Source organism: Beduini massiliensis (assembly GCF_000829905.1).
GTDB lineage: Bacteria > Bacillota_I > Bacilli_A > Erysipelotrichales > Coprobacillaceae > Beduini > Beduini massiliensis.
On the sequence record NZ_CDPP01000004.1, the window covers coordinates 325,408 to 339,847 of the forward strand.

17 protein-coding genes are annotated in these 14,440 nt (G+C 37.1%); 3 read left to right on the forward strand and 14 right to left on the reverse strand.

All coding sequences use genetic code 11. The features are described 5' to 3' along the window. Nucleotides 1–25: 25 nt before the first annotated feature. The gene (locus tag BN1225_RS05385; RefSeq protein WP_052466362.1) at nt 26–1,429 is read right to left on the reverse strand and encodes a polysaccharide deacetylase family protein; all 1,404 of its coding nucleotides are present in this window, start codon (nt 1,427–1,429) and stop codon (nt 26–28) included. A 99-nt stretch (nt 1,430–1,528) separates the two neighbouring features. On the opposite strand from BN1225_RS05385, the gene bcp reads away from it, so the two are divergent. After that, nucleotides 1,529–1,990, forward strand: a complete 462-nt coding sequence (gene bcp, locus BN1225_RS05390) for a thioredoxin-dependent thiol peroxidase (protein WP_041138774.1) — start codon at nt 1,529–1,531, stop codon at nt 1,988–1,990. A 2-nt stretch (nt 1,991–1,992) separates the two neighbouring features. On the opposite strand, the gene BN1225_RS05395 is transcribed toward bcp, so the two are convergent. The 4 genes from BN1225_RS05395 to dapF all read right to left on the reverse strand — a co-directional run bounded on the left by BN1225_RS05395 (nt 1,993) and on the right by dapF (nt 5,572). Beyond that, nucleotides 1,993–2,805: a Cof-type HAD-IIB family hydrolase gene (locus BN1225_RS05395; protein WP_041138775.1), complete on the reverse strand. Its 813-nt coding sequence runs from the start codon at nt 2,803–2,805 to the stop codon at nt 1,993–1,995. An 84-nt stretch (nt 2,806–2,889) separates the two neighbouring features. Next, nucleotides 2,890–4,011, reverse strand: coding sequence for a M20 metallopeptidase family protein (locus BN1225_RS05400; RefSeq protein WP_041138776.1), 1,122 nt, complete (start codon nt 4,009–4,011; stop codon nt 2,890–2,892). A gap of 15 nt (nt 4,012–4,026) precedes the next feature. After that, nucleotides 4,027–4,734, reverse strand: a complete 708-nt coding sequence (gene dapD / locus BN1225_RS05405; RefSeq protein WP_041138777.1) for a 2,3,4,5-tetrahydropyridine-2,6-dicarboxylate N-acetyltransferase — start codon at nt 4,732–4,734, stop codon at nt 4,027–4,029. Between the two features lie 10 nt (nt 4,735–4,744). Next, complete coding sequence (dapF, locus tag BN1225_RS05410; protein ID WP_041138778.1) at nt 4,745–5,572, reverse strand: diaminopimelate epimerase; 828 nt, start codon at nt 5,570–5,572, stop codon at nt 4,745–4,747. Between the two features lie 134 nt (nt 5,573–5,706). Between dapF and BN1225_RS05415 the strand changes: the two genes are divergently transcribed. Further along, nucleotides 5,707–7,023 carry a M18 family aminopeptidase gene (locus BN1225_RS05415; protein ID WP_041138779.1) on the forward strand — a complete coding sequence of 439 codons (1,317 nt, stop codon included), beginning with the start codon at nt 5,707–5,709 and terminating at the stop codon, nt 7,021–7,023. A 236-nt stretch (nt 7,024–7,259) separates the two neighbouring features. Here the strand turns inward: BN1225_RS05415 and BN1225_RS14740 are convergent, their stop codons facing one another. From BN1225_RS14740 to BN1225_RS05440, 7 genes are all read right to left on the reverse strand, one after another. Continuing rightward, nucleotides 7,260–7,499, reverse strand: a complete 240-nt coding sequence (locus tag BN1225_RS14740) for a hypothetical protein (protein WP_147585182.1) — start codon at nt 7,497–7,499, stop codon at nt 7,260–7,262. Next, the gene (locus BN1225_RS05420; RefSeq protein WP_041138780.1) at nt 7,499–7,990 is read right to left on the reverse strand and encodes a helix-turn-helix domain-containing protein; all 492 of its coding nucleotides are present in this window, start codon (nt 7,988–7,990) and stop codon (nt 7,499–7,501) included. The genes BN1225_RS14740 and BN1225_RS05420 overlap by 1 nt, the downstream gene beginning before the upstream one ends. 307 nt (nt 7,991–8,297) lie before the next feature. Next, entirely contained in the window at nt 8,298–8,453 is a 156-nt protein-coding gene (locus BN1225_RS14745) for a hypothetical protein (protein ID WP_156133049.1), read from the reverse strand. Continuing rightward, nucleotides 8,426–9,031 carry a DUF1700 domain-containing protein gene (locus tag BN1225_RS05425; RefSeq protein ID WP_052466364.1) on the reverse strand — a complete coding sequence of 202 codons (606 nt, stop codon included), beginning with the start codon at nt 9,029–9,031 and terminating at the stop codon, nt 8,426–8,428. The genes BN1225_RS14745 and BN1225_RS05425 overlap by 28 nt, the downstream gene beginning before the upstream one ends. Beyond that, entirely contained in the window at nt 9,024–9,341 is a 318-nt protein-coding gene (locus BN1225_RS05430; RefSeq protein WP_041138781.1) for a PadR family transcriptional regulator, read from the reverse strand. The genes BN1225_RS05425 and BN1225_RS05430 overlap by 8 nt, the downstream gene beginning before the upstream one ends. An 87-nt stretch (nt 9,342–9,428) precedes the next feature. Then, nucleotides 9,429–10,130, reverse strand: a complete 702-nt coding sequence (locus BN1225_RS05435) for a DUF554 domain-containing protein (RefSeq protein ID WP_041138782.1) — start codon at nt 10,128–10,130, stop codon at nt 9,429–9,431. Between the two features lie 10 nt (nt 10,131–10,140). Next, the gene (locus BN1225_RS05440) at nt 10,141–10,914 is read right to left on the reverse strand and encodes an HAD-IIB family hydrolase (protein ID WP_041138783.1); all 774 of its coding nucleotides are present in this window, start codon (nt 10,912–10,914) and stop codon (nt 10,141–10,143) included. Nucleotides 10,915–11,134: 220 nt separating this feature from the next. On the opposite strand from BN1225_RS05440, the gene BN1225_RS05445 reads away from it, so the two are divergent. Beyond that, nucleotides 11,135–11,317: a hypothetical protein gene (locus BN1225_RS05445; RefSeq protein WP_041138784.1), complete on the forward strand. Its 183-nt coding sequence runs from the start codon at nt 11,135–11,137 to the stop codon at nt 11,315–11,317. 275 nt (nt 11,318–11,592) lie between these two features. On the opposite strand, the gene BN1225_RS05450 is transcribed toward BN1225_RS05445, so the two are convergent. Both BN1225_RS05450 and BN1225_RS05455 read right to left on the reverse strand, forming a co-directional pair. Then, on the reverse strand, nt 11,593–12,822 hold the full coding sequence (locus BN1225_RS05450) for an aminopeptidase (protein WP_041138785.1): 1,230 nt from the start codon (nt 12,820–12,822) through the stop codon (nt 11,593–11,595). 149 nt (nt 12,823–12,971) lie between these two features. After that, nucleotides 12,972–14,330: a PTS sugar transporter subunit IIC gene (locus tag BN1225_RS05455; RefSeq protein WP_041138786.1), complete on the reverse strand. Its 1,359-nt coding sequence runs from the start codon at nt 14,328–14,330 to the stop codon at nt 12,972–12,974. Nucleotides 14,331–14,440: the final 110 nt, after the last annotated feature.

A 14,440-nucleotide genomic window follows, 5' to 3' on the forward strand; every position in this document is an offset into this window, starting at 1 on the left:
AGCAAAAAAAACACCTTTGAAGGTGTTAGTTATAAATACGATGATGGGCTGTTGGTGAATCTTCTTCCAACGCTTTAAAGACATAGCCGCGATCCTGATAATATTGAATAATGCTTGGCAGGGCTTTAACACTTTCCGTACTTCCTCTGCCATCATGCATCAGCATAACAATACGGGTGATTCCATCTCCGCTTTCAACCGCACGGGTAATCATATCTTGTGCGGTCAGCCCGGCATTGCCATCGCCTATATCGGCATTCCAGTCATAATAAATCATCCCATTGCGATTTGAATAATCACTTAATCGAGAAATAATGCCTTTATTATAATGACTGCTGACGGTATTGCTGCTTCCGCCGGGAAAACGAAAGATGTTAGGACGATAGCCGATCTGCCCTTCCACTACATCGGTAATTTTATTCAAATCTTCGATATAAGCTTCATCACTTGAATAAATTTTATCATAGTCATGACAGTACGTATGCATCCCAATGGCATGCCCCTGATCATGCGCCTCTTTAATATAGCTGTAATATTCCGGACACATCCCGGTAACAAAAAAAGTTGCTTTGGCGTTATAACGTTTTAAAATCGATAGAATTTCCGGAGTATTAAAACTAGGTCCATCATCTATCGTTAAGTATACGACTTTCTCAGCATTCTTAACTTTGGTAATTTCAATTTCACGCGTATATACCGCTTCATTGCCCTGTCTGTCTTTAGCCGTATAATATATTTCATAATTCCCCGGCACACTTTCTCTGACCTTACTGAAATCCGCCGTAAACTCGGGATCTGGGTCTTGGTTATCAATTGCTTTTACCCCGTCATAATAATTGATAGGACTGCTCGCCGGAGCCGTCATTTTACTTAACCCCTGCATGACCGGTGGTGTTTTGTCTTTCTTTTCAATATGAATTACAGTTTCTTGGGTGATTTGATTGTCCCATTCATCTGTAACGATGACTTTTACTGTATAATCTCCTAATTCACTAAAATCATAATCCTGATCAAAAGTAACGGTTGTTGCTGAATCGTCATGAATGCTTTCAATAAGATCTTCCGGCAAAACAGATTCTCCCTGAATAAAAGTTGCTTCTTTCAGCGTTACTTCCGGTACTAAGTGATCCACAACAAAAACCCGCAGTACATCCTGTTTCTCTTCAAACGTATATGTAAGTTCATATTCGCCTAGTTGATCCGTATGGACATCTCCTGCTATATTGACCTCTTTACCTTGATATTGTTTTCTTAAATAACCTTTAGGATCAAAAGTGTCATGTATGCACAGTTCTGCTTTTGATGTTGTGAGAAGTTTATTCTTTTTTAATAAAAATACGGATGCGCCGGCTATTGCCGCTAATAAAATAACGGTGATACTCCCGATCAACATTGCCAAACGCATTTTTCTTATTTTTCTTTTAGCCATTTTACCACCTATTATCATTCTATGCGTATAACGTGTTGCACATTCATTGTCTTTTTTTCTTATTCTCTATATAATTATTTCTATACAGGAGGTTACAACATGTTGCAAATTGGAGATAAAATTCCAGCTTTAGATTATCAGTTGGATAATGGAAACGCCGGAAATTTACATGATTTATTGGGAAAGAAATGTATTTTATTCTTTTATCCAAAGGATTCTACACCGGGCTGTACAAAAGAAGCCTGCTCAATTAATGATCATTATCAGCTTTTAAAAGATCTTGGTTATACTATTTTAGGAATCAGTCCGCAAAACGCCAAATCTAAGGCAAAGTTTAAAGAAAAGAATCATTTAATGCTTGATTTTATTTGTGATGAAGATACTTCCATTTGTCAAGCATTCGGTGTATGGCAGGAAAAAAAGTTGTATGGCAAAACGTATATGGGTGTGGTACGTACAACCTTTGTTATAGATGAATCCGGTACGATTACTCATCTTTTCAACAAAGTCAAAGTGGCAACACACGGACAAGACTTATACGAAACATTAAAAGAGGGATAATCTTATCCCTCTTTTAATATGTGCTCATTAATAAATACCGCAATACCATCTTCATTATTGCTCGCTGTAACGTAATCTGCAATTTCTTTTACGATGGGATTCCCATTTTCCATGCAAACACCAACACCGCAATCACGGATCATTTCCAAATCATTTAATTCATCACCAAAAACACATACATTTTCAAGTGTAAAACCATGATTCTTTGCAATACGTTCAATCCCAAAACTTTTAGAAACATGAGGTTCTAAAAATTCAAAGAGAGTTTTGGTACTACGCACCCCACGATAGCGTGAGTCCGGATGAGCAATACAATACTTTTCTACCTCGTCAATCACTTCCGGCTGTCCCATTGCCAGCATCTTTGTTGCATTTGTACTGGTATATGCCGATAAATCATCAACATATAATTTTAACTTATTATTTTCGGCAATGCCATTTGAAACTTCATCATCACGAGTCACATGATATTCATAATCATCAAAAATACCAAAACTAATATCAAAGTGCTGATAAGCTTCGATTACATCTTTTAAAATAGATCCCTCTACTAAATTAGAACGTTCTTCTTTATCCAGTGCATAGTCAAAATACTGAGAACCGTTGAAGCCCATTAGAATATCTGTATATTCCTCTACTCCCCAGTCCCCAAGCAACTGTTTAACGGCAATGGGAGAACGCCCTGTGGCAATCCCAAATAATATACCATGGTCTTTTAATTTGCTGATGGCATCTAAAGTTGCCGGAGTAATCTTTTTATGATCATCCAGTAAAGTTCCATCAATATCGCACAATATCATTTTAACATCTTTCATATTTCCACCTCGGTCTAATCGTAACAGACTTTTTTATAATTTATGCGTTATTTCCATAAATGAAAAAAGGTTCTGAAAATGAACCTATAATTCAATATTTCGGATAAGTGCAATATATGTTTCCAATCCACGTAATAAATAGTGTTCATCAAAATTAAACGTCTCGGTATGAAGTCCGCTATGGTGCATTGGGGTACCTACCCCGACATAGAAAAATATCCCGGGTACTTTAGTCTGATAGAATGAGAAGTCTTCTGCCAGCATCAGCGGATCTTTTAATTCGATATCCCCCTCTTTAAAAGTAATCGCTTTAAATTGCTGATAAAGAGTATGGTCATTAAGTACCGGCGGATACATCGGGTCACAGACACATTCAATCTGACAACCATAGATACATTCCATAGAGGTATTGATCTTTTTAATCTGGGAACTGATTTCTTTAAAGACATCATCACTGTAAGTACGCACTGTCCCATGCATTGTCGTTTTATTGGCAACAATATTATTAGCACTGCCCCCCTCAATCATACCGATGTGAAGTAAGCCTTGTTCTAAAGGGGACACTGAGGTTACTTTAATGCTTTTATACATCGCAATCAGCTGACTGGCAATCATGATCGTATCAATCCCTTGATGATATAAGCCTGCATGGGAACTCTGTCCGCGAATCGTCACATGTAATTCACCACATTCTGCCATCAATGGTCCCGGACGGCAAGCCAGTTTTCCGGCAGGAATATCCGGCATTAAATGCAAACCGAAGATCCCTTTGACATGATATTTTTCTAAGATCCCCTCTTTAACCAAAAGTCCTGCTCCACCAGGAGACTCTTCTGCCGGCTGAAAAATCAGCAGGACATTATAGCGTAATTCACTCTTGTGATCTTTTAGCCAGTCTGCAAACCCCAGCAATGTTGCCATATGTCCATCGTGACCACATGCATGCATACTATCCGGGTGTTGTGATTTAAACGAAACTGCATTCTTTTCAACAATGTTTAATGCATCAATGTCACTGCGAAAAGCCATCGTTTGGGGCTGATGCACATCCACATAAACTAAAGTTCCGGTAGTAAGAACTGTTTCGTATGAATACCCCATCATCGTTAACTGCTCTCGCAGATATTCTGCCGTCTTATACTCTTTTAATCCGATTTCCGGAATGCGATGCAGCTGCTGGCGCCAATGTTTGATCCGTTCCTCCATATATTTATCCTCTTTCTATAATTGTCTTAAATCATCTAACAACTGGGTTTTACTCAATGTCTTTTCATCTTTATGAGCTTTGATGATCTTTGCCGGATTTCCTGCGACGACTGCTCCGCTGGGAACATCATTCAAGACGATTGCCCCCGCTCCGACAATCGCTCCTTTACCGATATGTACCCCCTCAACAACAACGGCATTGGCGCCAATCATCACATCATCTTCCACGATGACAGGGGATGCACTAGGAGGTTCAATGACACCTGCCAACACGGTTCCGGCACCGATATGACAGCGTTTTCCCACTTCGACACGTCCGCCTAACACCGCTCCCATATCAATCATTGTATTATCACCGATCTTACAGCCAATATTGATAATCGCTCCCATCATAATAACCGCTTGTTCACCAATGCTTACATGATTACGAATAATCGCTCCGGGTTCAATGCGAGCATTTATAGACGATATATCCAATAAATCAATAGCACTGTTACGACGATCACTTTCCATATAAATGTCTGTTATATTTTCTTTATTCGCCTGTAAATAAGCACTGGCATCTTCTTGATCTCCAATCAGCACGCAGCTTTCTTCATTACCAAATATCTTCAAATGCGGATCCTTAGGTAAACGGGTTCCGTTAATATATACTTTAATCGGTGTTTTCTTCTTTGCTTCCTTAATATACTGAATAATTTGTTCTGCATTATTGTATTCCATTGTTTTCCTCCTAATCAATTTCTCCATGATAAACACTTACTGCCGGACCACTCATATACACATGATTATCTTCTGCCCATTCAATCTCCAAGTCTCCCCCTAACAGCTGCACTGTTAGTTTTCTTTTACAATGAGATAAAAGCATTGCCGCAACAGCAGAAGCACAGGCACCGGTTCCACAGGCTTGTGTTTCTTTTGAGCCTCTTTCCCAGACTCTCATTCTTATTGTATCTTCATCTATCATTTCAACAAATTCAGTGTTCACCGATTCTGGGAAATAGTGACTATGTTCAAAGTATGGTCCAATTTTATCTAAATCCATACTCATGACATCGTTTACGAAAATAACGCAATGAGGATTCCCCATTGAAAGACAAGTTACTTGATAAGTATGATCATGAATCGTCAGCGGGGCATCTATCATCTGCATATGTTCTACAGCAACAGGTATCTTAGCGCATTCAAAGATGGGCTGACCCATGTCTACTTTAGCGGAAATTACTTCGCCATTGACAATATGAAGATAGACGATCTTATTGCCCCCTAAGGTTTCCACCGTGATTTGATCTTTATTTGTCAGACCGTGATCATACACAAATTTCGCAAAACAGCGAATGCCGTTACCACACATCTTGCCTTCACTGCCATCTTTATTAAACATTCGCATCTTAAAATCACAATGCTCCGAATCTAAGATCACAATCATTCCGTCAGAACCAATCCCGGTATGCCGATCGCTGATTTTTTGGATATATTCTTCATCATAACAGACATCCTCACTCATCCCATTGACATAGATATAATCATTGCCGATTCCATGCATTTTCGTAAACTTCACTGTCTTTTCCTCCGATTATCACAAATTGTCTTTTTCTTTGTGTTATTATATTATATTTGTTGCAAAAATCAAATATAAAGAATTATTTTTTTACGGTTTATGCTATAATAGGTGGCATATAAGGAGGACAAAGAATGTATAAAGAAATATCGAAAGAATTAATCTCTTTTATTAATGATTCACCCACTTCATTTCACGCTAATGAAACCGTGAAAAAAATACTTAATCAAGCCGGATTTACGGAACTGGTAGAAAACCATTCATGGGAATTAAAACCAGGTGGAAAATATTATGTTTCTAAAAATACGAGTGCACTCATTGCCTTTGCCATTGGTACTCAGTTAGATCAATATAGTTTTAATATAAGTGCCGCACATTGCGATACGCCAACCTTTAAAATCAAACCGGTGTCACGTATCGTCAGTGATAATCGCTATCATAAACTAAATGTTGAAATGTATGGCGGAGCACTTTGTGCACCGTGGTTCGACCGTCCGTTATCGGTTGCCGGAAGAGCAATCATTAAAAACAACGATCGTTTTGAAACTAAGTTAGTTAATATTGATAAAGATCTGCTGATTATTCCTAATCTCGCTATTCATTTAGACCGCGAAGCCAACAATGGCAAAAAATATAATACCCAGATTGATATGCTGCCTTTAGTTGGAAGCACTGCTTTAGACGAGAAAGCATTCGAGACATTGATTGCGGAAAGTTTAAATGTAGACCCCGACACGATTTACTCATCTGACCTTTATCTTTACCCACGCAGTTCAGGCACAATGATCGGATTAGATGAAGAATTTATAGGATCTCCTCGTTTAGATGACTTACAATGTGTATTTGCCACACTAAAAGGATTTTTAGAAGGGAAAGCAGATCAATCGATCAATGTATTCTTTATGGCAGATAATGAAGAAGTAGGCAGCTCTACTAAACAGGGTGCTGCTTCAACATTTTTAATCGATACACTATCACGTATTAATCAAAATATCGGGGGAAATGATGAACGCCTTCATCGTGCTTTAGCGTCTTCTATGATCGTATCAGCCGATAATGCTCATGCAGTCCATCCAAATCATCAAGATCTTTCAGATCCACATAACCGTGTCTATATGAACGATGGGGTTGTCATTAAATACAGTGCAAGACAATCTTATACAACAGATGCATTATCCGCAGCTTTATTTATTGAATGCTGTAAAAAAGCGAATGTTCCTTATCAGCATTATACAAATCGATCTGACTTAATGGGTGGCGGAACTTTAGGTGCAATCAGTTCTTATCAAGTCAGCATTACTTCCATTGATATTGGATTAGCCCAACTAGCTATGCATTCAAGCTTTGAACTTGCCGGAGCAAAAGATACAGCTTATATGATTGAAGCGATGAAAGTATTCTTTTCTACCCACTTAGAAGCATCAGATGCCGGTGTTATTATCGCAAAATAGAACGATCCAACAGTATCATCTTTAGTTAGGTGATGCTGTTTTAATTTTTCCTAAGGACATGTTCAATCTAATTATCTCCGTTACATATAAAACACTGCCCCCTCTATTTGAAAATAAAGTCAAAGCTTCCTGTTATCCTGAATTACTCTGACTAATTAAGATTAACCAATAACAGAGTATATAAAAAAACCGATACATAAGTGTCATTTTTCACTGTTATCGGTTTTTGTTATCATTCATAAACGAATGATGATGTCATCTCCATCGCTGGAATGTACTTCTACTAATGTGAGACCTTTGAATTGTTTTCGATACTTCTTTATTTGTTTTAAAAAATCTCTTTGTCCCATTGGCGATATATAGACATACCTTTTTAAAGCATAAAACAAAAGAGAGAAGCTATAACGATTTAAAAACAAGGAGTAAGGAAGATACAGCCAAAGCCGGAATCCTTTGGACTTTATACGAATCTTCATTATTCGACCATCACTTCAACAATATCCCCTGCACTGCTTTCAATCTCTACAATCTTGCCAATCGCACCATTCTCAATTAAAGAGATAATCATGTGTAAATCCAATCCTTTTAGTATCTCACTGCCATTAAACTCAGGGAGTTCAATCTTCATATCGGCCGCCATTTTCACAAAAATTAAAGGCAGATTTACTTTTACTTTATCCCCCTCTACCGATAAAATATTGACACGCAGAAACATTTCATTAATATTTTTTCGTGCTTCCATCGGAACATAGCGAACCGTTTCATCACGCTCTTTTACTAAATCATCAAGGGAAACACCGAAATAGTCAGATAACTCGACTAAAACAGGAAGATCGGGAATACTTAAATCTTTTTCCCATTTGCTGACAGCTTGAGAAGACACTCCCATCTTTTCTGCTAATTCATCTTGTGTCATCTTTCTTTGTTTTCTTAAATCATTAATTTTTTCGCCCATTGTTTTTCTCATACATTTACCTCTTTCTGTAATAACTTACACCTAAATTATAGAGGGTTATTCATTAGAAAAGAAGATACCATCAGTTGGATTCCCCTACTCTTAGTTGTAAATCTTGAAACTGACAGTTGAATGTCCTCACTTTGTTTTATTAGTATGAGCAGTTGAGCTTTATACTAAACCATCTACTCACCTTTTAACGTTGTTATTGTCGGTAATACTGTCTTCATTTAAACGCTAAAAAAGATACAAGGCTTCTCCTCATATCTTCATCTATCACAAGAGAATATGTGAAATATCGGTATTCGCAGCATCTATTTTAATCAATGACCATGATGCGATACCAGTCTTTGTGTCCTTTATTATCCAGTACTTTTTTATAATTAAAACCACCTAACATAAAAGCAAGCAAACAAATGACTATTCCTGCCAGCATACATCCTTTACTTATCTTGATCCATTTATTTTGATCCATGAAAAACACCCTCCATTTCTAAATATACTAATGACACTATCTAAAACACGCCAGCTCAGATTCTTTGAATAATCAATCGATAATTGAGCTAAACGGATCGTCCAGTAACTTAACCCGACACAAAAAATACCTACGCCAAGCTGGAAGATTCCATAAAGAAATGTGGTGACCATCACCGGCACAGCTCCAAAAACACCAATAAGAGCACCGGCAACACTCGCAAAAGCAAAAGATACTGTTACAATAGGCAAACACCAAATAATAATGAGTATGGAAAGTACAAACATGGCTCCTGCCAACAAGATGCTTGCCCATAAAGGAGAACCCAAAATAATCAATAGCTTTACTAAAATCGAAGAAGAGGCATGATCATCTGTAGGGGGCTGTAATTCACCGATTGCTCTATCGGCAATTTCTTTTGGATCTTCTAATCGAGCAACTGCTTCTTCTTCACTACAGCCATTTTCTTTATAATCTTCAATCAATTCTTCATAATAATTTAATATATTTTTCTTTTCTGAATAACTAAGTTTAAACAAAGCTTTATCCAGTTCATTTAAGAACATTTGTTTATTCATGTTCATTCTCCTCCTTTATAAATTGATAGATTTTTTCTACCTGTCTCCATTCCACTAGAAATTCATCTATTTTTGCTTTCCCATTATCGGTAATCTGATAATATTTACGTAAACGTCCCTGATGTTCAACCGAGTATGTTGTTAAACTGCCGTTTGCTTCTAAACGCTTTAATATCGGATATAAAGTGGATTCGCTTGTTTCAACATAATCACTTACATCTTTGACAATCTGATAACCATAGGAATCACTATGTTTCAATACAGTTAAAACGCATATATCAAGTAATCCTTTTTTAAGCTGAATATCCATTTTATCCCTCCTATCACATAATACTATATATTACATAGTATTATGTGTCAAGCAGTAAATAAAAAACATTCGAAAATAATTCGAATGCTATAAAAGAATCTGATATACCCCTACTAATGGCATCACTATAATTAAAGATGGGATAAGATTAATCGCTTTAATATGTAAGATTTTCGCAACACTCATTCCTAAAATAATCGTCATTAGTCCACCACATGCCTTAAAGTCCATGATCATCACATCATTGACATAAGGAAGAATGCCCTTTGCGATTAAAAAGCAGGCAAATAAAATAACAAACTGCGGAATCGGAATTAATGCTTGTGCATAACCTAAGGTTGTTCCAAAAAGAATTGCCGTAAAGAAATCTAAGATAGACTTAGACATCAAGACTGTAGAATCTCCGGACATCCCCTCAACTAAAGCACCAAAAATACCCGTTCCACTCATGCAAAACATCACAACAACCAACAGATACATCTCCATATAAGCAGTGGGATCTCCCTCTATTTTAAAAGAACAGCGTTTTAAGATCCTTTCAAAAAAACGAGATACATAACGATCAATATGAAGCATTTCCCCAATAACGGTTCCAATGATCAATGACATAATCACAATCGGCAGTGTCTGAACATTGACTAAAGAAGTAATCCCGATCGACATGGCGCATACGCCAAAGACTTTAGGTAAAGTCTCCTTCAAATGTTCAGGGACATAATGACGTAATAATCCGCCAATCATCGACCCAAATAATACGGCTAACGTATTGACAATCACCCCAAATGGCATAGTTTTCCCCCTAATCAATCAAATTAAAATGTTTACAGGCATACTCAATGCCATCTTCATCAACACTTTTAGTTACATAATAGGCTAAACTTTTCAATTCGTCAATAGCGTTCCCCATCGCAATTGAAAACGGTACTTCTTTAAACATCGCAATATCATTTTGACCATCACCAAAAAAGATGATATCTTCAATATTACCGTTTTCCATTTCGACTAACTCTTTAACTCCCTTATACTTATTGTCCGGTTCAAAAGCAATGCATTCATCTACATAACGCATAATCTTATGAGCATCAATCGTCTTAATTTTATCTTCTTCTCCACGATGCAATCCTAAAAAAACTTTATAGGCGTCGTTTTGACGATGATCAAAGGCTTCATTAATTTCGATTGGGAAGGTCTCAAATCCTATCTGTGTTTGTCCGCAAAGCATTGTGGAATTGGCATGCAGTTTCCCTGAGTGATCGATCATAAAAGCAAAAGGTACTTTCTTTTCTAATAATTCATCACACAAACGTGTCACTAATTGTTTATCTAAGGGTTCAACATGAATTAACTGATCACGAATCATTAACCCATGTCCCCCGTCACTGACAATATAATGAATGCCTAATCGTTCTGCCACCGGCTTAACCGTCAGTAATGAACGTCCGGAAGCAATCGCTGTCACATGCCCCTTATCCTGTAGTGCCTGAATAGTTTTCAATGTGGATTCAGGAATATACTCTTTTCCTTCCTTTACTGAAACCAATGTTCCGTCAATATCAAAAAATATATATTTCATACCCCAACACTCCTTTTTTATAAGTATAGACGTTGTACACATATTTGATATTTCTTTTTCAGATAATAAAAAAAGAATCATTATTTGATAAAACCTTTGACAGATAGTGCTTGATAAGATAATAAAAAGCGATGAAACTATGCTATTATATATTTAGATGAGAGTCTTTTACAGATGAAGACAATTTATTGAGCGATAATGAAAACAAGGAGGAAATAATATGGAACAGAATGTAAATTTACTCACGCTTACATCGAATGTATTGTTATCCGTGAAACTTTCGGTATGCATGAAACAAGCAGGGTCCCCCTTAAACGGTAAATCTATGGCGGCAGCAGTTAAAGCCGTTGGCAGTTATGATAAACAGGGAACCTTTATCACAAATGAACTTAACATCGCTTGAAATGATAATAATATGCATACAGAGCACTGCCATTTTATTGGTATTTATTGATACTAAAATAGACAATAAATATTTAAACAAAATACTGCCATTCACACCGATTCTGGGATATATAATCATGTCAGCATTAGTTTCAAAATACGCCCCACCATTCAACATTATCTCTTTTTTACTGCTTCCCACTCAACTTATTGTGACTATCTACAATGAATCTAAGAAAAAAAGCAAACAATAAATCCCTAGATTCGATTCCTATCTAGGGATTTATGCTAATTTTAAATAATGAAATTACCTTCTTTAAATAATTGAATTTGTTTTCCGTCTGCACATGTTCCGACCACTTCCATATCCGGACTGCCAAACATAAAGTCACAATGAATCATAGAGAAGTTAGCTCCTGCCGCTTCCATTTCTTCTTTTGTCATATTAGCGGCATTTTTCATATTGCTGCCATAGCAATTTCCTAAAGCTAAATGACATGAAGCATTTTCATCAAACAATGTATTATAGAAGATTAAGCCCGTATCTGAAATCGGTGAATGATCACTGATTAGTGCTACTTCACCAAGATAACGTGCCCCTTCATCCATATCCAGTAAATTTTCCAATGCTTCTTGATTCTTTTTTGCGCCTGCTTCGACGACCTTTCCATCTTTAAAGATAAAATAGAAATCTTCACATAATTTTCCTTGTATATTTAAAGGTTTTGTGGCTACTACTTTTCCATTGACTTTAAGACGATGCGGCATGCAGAACACCTCTTCTGTAGGCATGTTTGGAGTAAAACCAATATTAGCCGGTGTCATTTCCTGTCCGCCCGACCATTGATGATCATCGACTAATCCGACGGTCAAATCCGTTCCTAAACCGTTTTTAAAATGCAAAGATTCAAAAGCATAATCAGTTAATAGCTGACGATGACTTAAAATCGTCTCCACATGTTTTTGCCACAATGCAATCGGATCATCGTTTTTGTTAATACGACAGCATTGAAATATTGCTTTCCACAGTTTGCAAACTGCTGTGTCCACATCCAAGTTTGGGAATACCAAGGCTGCCCAATCGGCATTAGGTACACATAACCCCAACCATTGTCCCTGACTGGTTGATTTATAATAGCGGAATGGCTGAAAAGCTTTTGAAAAGGCCATTTGCTCAATTTTAATTTTTTTACTATCAATGTCACTTAATAATGATGGCTTTTGTGAACCGATATTTATCATCGCACACTTGCGATTGATCTGCTCTTCTTTTTGTTTGATTTTCCACTCCGGAACATTTGCCAATTCTTCATCACTGTTATAAAGATAATCTAAGCGATGACTTTCTGCATCATTCCATTCAATTTCCACTTTACTCGCACCAGCTTCATAAGCCGCTTTAGCAACCATCCGTGTAAATTCCGGATATTCTAAAGTGGAAGTAATCACTAAATACTGACCGGGCTGTAAATTGACTCCCACTTTCACAGCTAAACGAGCATATTTTTCTAATAGTTCTTTCATAATTCCCCTCCTTATTTTTTCATTATACACTAATTTCCTATGAATAGCATATTAAAAAGCCAGTGTCTTTCTTTAAGAAAAACTCTGGCTTTTCATCTGAGTTTGATATAACAGACTCTGAGCAAAATTTTACGGGACGCTGACAATGACTAAGCTTCTCTAGCGTTTTGTTTATTTGAGATCATTACGAACGGAGTCCATAATAATGTTAATAGTACGATTTCAATAGCTGCCCAAATAGCGGCTTTGATACCTCCACCTGTTGCCAAGAATGGGAACAAGATTGGTGGTGTTACCCATGGTGCTGACAATACAACTCTTTCAATAACACCTAAATCCATTAATATGTATGAAGCTGCTCCTAAAATAGTTGGTCCAATAATGAACGGCAACATATAAACTGGGTTCATTACGATAGGTACACCAAATGTGATAGGTTCATTAATTTCGAATAAACCTGGTGCAACTGAGATTCCGATAACTGTACGTTCTGCTTGTACTTTACCGAAGATCAATACGGCAATGATTAATCCGAAAGTTGCTCCTGATCCACCTACACGAGTGAAACAGTTCATACCTGAAATGATATTAGGAATATCTTTTCCAGTTTTTCCTGCTTCAAATGCAGCTGTGTTTTCTAATAACATTGGAGTAAAGATTGGTGTTGTTACTGATCCAACGATGTTTGCCCCATGTAACCCGAATACCCACAAGAACGCAATTAAGAATTCTACTAATACCGCTGTACCTAAAGTATCCGCTACACTGTTTAATGGTGCTGATACGAATTTTTGAATAATTACCCATAAGTTCATTCCTGAGAATTTTTCGATATAAATTCCTACAGCTACAACTAAAATAACTGTAATGATAGCTGGAATTAATACTGTAAATGATCCGGCTACTGCTGGTGGTACTCCATCTGGCAACGTGATTTTTAATTTATCGTTTCTTGATAATCTTACGAAGATTTCTGCAACGATAATCGTTAAAATCATCCCTACGAACATCCCGTTTGAATCCAGTTTGTTCGATGCTAACCCACCACTGGCAACATCACCTGTTAAAACTTCGATGCTAGTGATCGTTTTATCTGTTGGCAAAGTGTAATTGTTAGCTAAAGTCTGCACTGCTGGTGCTAACCCTAAATAACAAGTTAATCCGACAACTGAAGTGGCAATACCATCTCCATCTAGTCCTTTTGCCATTTGGTATCCTAATGTCACAACTAACAAGATCGCCATCATGTTGATAGATCCTTTGTTTACGGCAGTCATAACATCTTTGATACCTGTAGACGTGATAAAGTTTGTATATCCCTCTTGAATGGCTACAACATTTAAACCATTCTTTGAGAAGATTCCTTGGATGTTGTTGATCAATACCGCAATCGCACCAACGATTGTAACTGGCATGATAACAACGAAGGCATCCCTGATTGCAACTAGGTGTCTTTGAGACCCGATTCTAGCTGCAAGGGGGACGAACTTTTCTTCTAAAAACTTCATTCTTCAATTTCCTCCCTTATTGTTATGGCTCTATTATAGCCACTTGAAAGGGATTACACTTGAATATTCCGAATTGTGAAAACCGTTTCATTTTTGGGATTCCTTTTCAG

What these genes read in the sequence shown, in the direction of transcription:
- BN1225_RS05385 (WP_052466362.1), bottom strand. Translation starts at nt 1,429, where the DNA reads ATGGCTAAAAGAAAAATAAGAAAAATGCGTTTGGCAATGTTGATCGGG.
- bcp (WP_041138774.1), top strand. Translation starts at nt 1,529, where the DNA reads ATGTTGCAAATTGGAGATAAAATTCCAGCTTTAGATTATCAGTTGGAT.
- BN1225_RS05395 (WP_041138775.1), bottom strand. Translation starts at nt 2,805, where the DNA reads ATGAAAGATGTTAAAATGATATTGTGCGATATTGATGGAACTTTACTG.
- BN1225_RS05400 (WP_041138776.1), bottom strand. Translation starts at nt 4,011, where the DNA reads ATGGAGGAACGGATCAAACATTGGCGCCAGCAGCTGCATCGCATTCCG.
- dapD (WP_041138777.1), bottom strand. Translation starts at nt 4,734, where the DNA reads ATGGAATACAATAATGCAGAACAAATTATTCAGTATATTAAGGAAGCA.
- BN1225_RS05415 (WP_041138779.1), top strand. Translation starts at nt 5,707, where the DNA reads ATGTATAAAGAAATATCGAAAGAATTAATCTCTTTTATTAATGATTCA.
- BN1225_RS14740 (WP_147585182.1), bottom strand. Translation starts at nt 7,499, where the DNA reads ATGAAGATTCGTATAAAGTCCAAAGGATTCCGGCTTTGGCTGTATCTT.
- BN1225_RS05420 (WP_041138780.1), bottom strand. Translation starts at nt 7,990, where the DNA reads ATGAGAAAAACAATGGGCGAAAAAATTAATGATTTAAGAAAACAAAGA.
- BN1225_RS14745 (WP_156133049.1), bottom strand. Translation starts at nt 8,453, where the DNA reads ATGGATCAAAATAAATGGATCAAGATAAGTAAAGGATGTATGCTGGCA.
- BN1225_RS05425 (WP_052466364.1), bottom strand. Translation starts at nt 9,031, where the DNA reads ATGAATAAACAAATGTTCTTAAATGAACTGGATAAAGCTTTGTTTAAA.
- BN1225_RS05430 (WP_041138781.1), bottom strand. Translation starts at nt 9,341, where the DNA reads ATGGATATTCAGCTTAAAAAAGGATTACTTGATATATGCGTTTTAACT.
- BN1225_RS05435 (WP_041138782.1), bottom strand. Translation starts at nt 10,130, where the DNA reads ATGCCATTTGGGGTGATTGTCAATACGTTAGCCGTATTATTTGGGTCG.
- BN1225_RS05440 (WP_041138783.1), bottom strand. Translation starts at nt 10,914, where the DNA reads ATGAAATATATATTTTTTGATATTGACGGAACATTGGTTTCAGTAAAG.
- BN1225_RS05445 (WP_041138784.1), top strand. Translation starts at nt 11,135, where the DNA reads ATGGAACAGAATGTAAATTTACTCACGCTTACATCGAATGTATTGTTA.
- BN1225_RS05450 (WP_041138785.1), bottom strand. Translation starts at nt 12,822, where the DNA reads ATGAAAGAACTATTAGAAAAATATGCTCGTTTAGCTGTGAAAGTGGGA.
- BN1225_RS05455 (WP_041138786.1), bottom strand. Translation starts at nt 14,330, where the DNA reads ATGAAGTTTTTAGAAGAAAAGTTCGTCCCCCTTGCAGCTAGAATCGGG.